At 63.8% G+C, this 4329-nt stretch carries 2 protein-coding genes; both read right to left on the bottom strand.

What is annotated here, in order from left to right:
• Positions 1 to 162 precede the first annotated feature (162 nt).
• A complete protein-coding gene (gene lpdA, locus Q0176_RS05545) occupies positions 163 to 1548 on the bottom strand; it encodes a dihydrolipoyl dehydrogenase (RefSeq protein ID WP_299300056.1) in 1386 nt (461 codons plus the stop codon).
• Positions 1549 to 1576: 28 nt separating this feature from the next.
• Entirely contained in the window at positions 1577 to 4312 is a 2736-nt protein-coding gene (locus tag Q0176_RS05540) for a transglycosylase domain-containing protein (RefSeq protein ID WP_299300054.1), read from the bottom strand.
• Between the last annotated feature and the right edge of the window lie 17 nt (positions 4313 to 4329).

Below are 4329 nucleotides of genomic sequence, written 5' to 3'. Positions count from 1 at the left end.
GTTCGAGGCCGAAAGCGGAGATTGCGTGGAGCGCGTATCGCAACGACGGGACCCTATCGGCATTATCCGCAGCGTGCGGTGTACCCTTCATGCAGACAGGGCGTTGAAAAGACGCTGAGCGACAGGGTACCCGTCGTTTGTTCGCTCGATCCGGAATCGAGATTATGCCTTGGGCGTGTGGATGCCCTGCCCAAACACGTTGGCCGCGGCCTCCAGCATGGACTCCGAGACGGTGGGGTGCGCGTGGATCGTGTGCAGAATGTCCTCCGGCGTGGCCCCGAAGTGCAGCGCCAGCGCGCCCTCCGCGATCATGTCCGTCGCGGGGCCGCCGACCATCTGAACCCCCAGGATTTTCTTCGTCTCCTCGTCGGCTATGACCTTCATGACGCCGCTCGTGTCCCCCGTGATCATGCTCTTGCCGTTCATCATCAGGGGGAAGCGCCCCACCTTGACCTTCAGTCCCTTTTGGGCCGCCTCCTTCTCCATCAGCCCCACGGTCGCGATCTCCGGGGACGTGTAGATGGCGCCCGGCGTCGTGGTGTAGTCCATCTCGACGGGCTGTCCCATGATGTTCTCGACGGCCACCTCCCCCTCGCGGGAGGCGACGTGGGCCAGCATGTAGTCGTTCACGCAGTCGCCGATGGCGTAGACTCCCTTGACGTTCGTCTCCATGTAGCGGTCGGTGACGATGCGTCCGCGCTTCATCTCGATGCCGAGGGCCTCGATCCCCAGTCCCTCCGTGTAGGGCTTGCGCCCCTTGGCGACCAGAAGCTTCTCCGCCTCCAGCTCCATGGGCCCGGAGGGGGAGGTCAGCTCCAGCTTCAGCCCCTCTCCGGAGCGCGTTACCCGCGTGATGCTGGTCCCCGTATGGAAGCTCACGCCCTTCTTCTCCAGGTTCTTGCGCAGGATGAGGGCGATGTCCGTGTCCAGGTTGCGCAGGATCTCCGGGGACGTAACGACGACGGTGACGCGGGTCCCGAAGGAGGCGTAGGCCGCCGCGAACTCCATGCCGATGATCCCGCCGCCCGAGACGACCATGGACTCGGGCGGGGCGGACAGGGAGAGGGCGTCGTCACTCGTGATGACCCCCTCCAGATCGTAGCCGGGGATGTCCGGAACGTCGGGGACGGAACCCGTCGCGATGAGGATGGCGTCGGCCTCGTAGACCTTGCCGTTCACCTCCACAGATCTGGGGCCCTTGAGGACGGCATGTCCCTCCACGTATTCGACCCCGTTCCCCTTCACGAGGTCCAGGGTTCCCTTGGAGAGGCGCGAGACGGTCAGAGTCTTTCGCTTCATCAGAGCGTTCCAGTCCAGCCTGGGGTTGTCGGCCAGCACACCGATCCTCTTCGCCTCGGACTTGAGCTCGTTCAGAAGCTCCGCCGTGTGAAGCAGGACCTTGGTCGGGATACACCCGACGTTGAGGCACGTCCCCCCGATGGCCTTTTTCTCGATCAGGGTGACCGAGGCTCCCAGGTGGGCGGCGTGGACGGCGGCGACGTAGCCCCCCGGGCCCGCGCCAATGACGACGATTCGTTTTGCACTCATGTTCGACTCTCCTCCTTGCAGGTTTTTGTCATTCTATCCCGTATTCCTTGAGAAGCTTCTGATAGCGGCTCTCTATCTCCTCCGCCGGACTGGGGTCCTGGCGATAAGGCGCAGGCGCGTCGGGGATATTCTCGGGATCGATCGAGGGCGTCTGCTGCTGCGGGGCGGACGGGTACTCGGGCTGTTCCGGAACGAGGTCGTTGTCCTGTTCGATCAGGAAGAGCCTGGGCCCCGTCAGGTCCTCCTCGGCATCGGCATAGCCGCCCCCATGAAGGGGACACCTTGCGCTCGGCGCCTTTCCTATCGGCAGGTACAGGGGGACGCCGGGACAGCCCGACGCGGCGCGGTAGCCCGTCGTCCGGCAGATCGAGACCTTTTCGGTCTCCACCCATGCCGGAGGCGGATCGAACTTCGCCGGGGTGTTCTGCTTTTTCACGGCGTACTCCATGAACGTCTTCCAGGCCGGGGCTGCGGCGATGCCGCCCACGCTCCCCCTGCCCATCGAGGTGTGGTCGTCCTTGCCCACGTAGACGGCCGCCGTCAGCCCGGGGGTCCCGCCGACAAACCAGGCGTCGATGAAATCGTTGGAGGTCCCGGTCTTGCCGAACGTCTCCACCTTGGGGACGGAGGCCCTCGTGCCGGTCCCTGCGCGGACGACGTCCATCAGCATCGAGCGGAGCGCGTACGCGGTCTCCGGCTTCATCGCCTGGAGGGCTTGAGGCTCGCGCGACTCCAGAAGCTCGTCGTTGGGGCCGCGGATCTCGCGTATCGTGAGGGGGACGACCCTTTTGCCCCCGTTGTTGAAGCAGTTGAAGGCCACGGCCATCTCCAGGGGGGTAACGCTGGCCGCCCCGAGGGCGACCGAGAGGTCGTTGGGGAGGTAGCGCGATTCGATCCCCATGTTCCGCGCCATGGTCACGACGGGGTCCGTGCCGATATAGGCGGCGACGCGGACGGCCACGGTGTTGTACGAGCTCGTCAGCGCCTTCTGCAGGGTGACCTCGCCCGCGTACTGTCCGCTCGAGTTCTTGGGGGACCAGCTGCGTCCCCGGCCCCCGCGGTTGGCGAAGGTGATGGGTGCGTCCATGAAGTGGTCGCCGGGCATGATGTTCTCCTCCAGCGCCGCCGCGTATACGATGGGCTTGAAACTGGAGCCGGGCTGGCGGTAGGCCTGGGTCGCGCGGTTGAACTTGCTCGTCTTGAAGTCCTTGCCGCCCACGAGCGCAAGGACCTCCCCCGTCTCGGACGTCATGCACACCAGGGCGCCCATCGCCTTGAGGGACTGGACGGCCTCCTGGGCCTTGATCTGGAGGTCGATGTCCAGGGTGGTGTAGATCTTCAGCCCTCCGCTGTAGACCGTGTCCTTGCCGTACTTGGGCAGGAGGTCGTTGAACAGGAGGTGCGAGACGAAATAGGGGGCCCGGTTGAACTCCTCGATCCGGTTGGCGAGCTTGCGGAACTCCAGCTTTTCCTCGTAGGCCTGCTTCCGCTGGGCCGCGTCGATCCAGCCCAGGGCCTCCATACGCCCCAGGACGTAATTCTGGCGGTTTTTCGCGTTGTCGAGGTTGCTCAGAGGATTGTAGCGTCCCGGGTTGGCGATCAGGCCGGCCAGGATGGACGACTGCGCGATGTCCAGCTCCGCCGCGGATTTCCCGAAGTAGGTGCGCGCGGCCGTCTCCGCGCCCCAGGCTCCGCGCCCGAAGTTGATGGTGTTCAGGTAGAGCTCCAGGAGCTTGTCCTTCGAGTAGAGCTTCTCCATGCGCATGGCGATGATGATCTCCTTGGCCTTGCGGGCGATGCTTCTCTCCTGGGACAGGAAGAGGTTGCGCGCAAGCTGCTGGGTGATGGTGCTCGCTCCCTGGATCTTACCCTTCTCCACGAGGTCGATCCAGAGGGCCCTCATGATCGACCCGATGCGGATGCCGCCATGCTGATAGAAGGAGGAGTCCTCGGCCGCGAGGACAGCCTTGACGAGCCACGGCGAGATCCGGTGCAGCGGAAGCGGGGTCCGGTTCTCGATGAAGAGCCGCCGCATCTGCTCTATGGCATCGTCCTCAAGGACGATGATGCTGTTCTTCTGCTCGGTCAGATACGCACGCGCAGCGGCATCCAGTTTCTGCCGTCCGCCGCGCAGCCCTGTGCATACGAGGTCGGCGAGCATCAGGCGCTGCAGCATCCTTGCGCTGCCTTCCTCGATCTCGATGCGCTTCAGACGCTTCCTGCTCGCCGGCGAGAGCCGGCTCTTGCCCAGCTCGATGCGCTCTCCTATGCGGCGCTCATATTCCTTCTTGTCGATCAGCTGCTTCTGATTTCCCAACACCTTGTCCGCCATTTCCTTGCGCCACGCATAGAGAACATGCAGCTTTACTTCGTCATCCGTCTTCGCCAAAAGCTCCATGGCGAGCTTCACAACGCCGTCGGCAAGAATGTTCAAATATGTGCGGTCGCTGTTGACGATGTAATGATGGCGCCCCTCGCCGAAGACGACGATCTTCATGCCACGCTCGACCATTGCCCGCAGCATGTCTCCGACGAAAGCGCCGAGCGCGGGATGACGCTCTTCCAACCCGTGGAACGGCTGTATGCTGATCGCCGCATACTTCGCGTCGCTCGCCTGCACTTCGCGAAACAGGGAAAGCGCCTCCGCCTCTCCGAGCGGCTCTTCGGTCAGATAACCGGCGACGATCGAGGCTCTCCCCGTATTCGGCGTTCCCTTCGGCTCGAAGCTGCCGCTCTCGTCAAGGTAAAGATGATATTCCTTCATTATTTCTCCTCCGATTC

Source organism: uncultured Fretibacterium sp. (assembly GCF_938040765.1).
Lineage (GTDB): Bacteria > Synergistota > Synergistia > Synergistales > Aminobacteriaceae > CAJPSE01.
The sequence above is the reverse complement of the archived record's forward strand: the minus strand, read 5'-3'. Positions and strand labels throughout refer to the sequence as shown.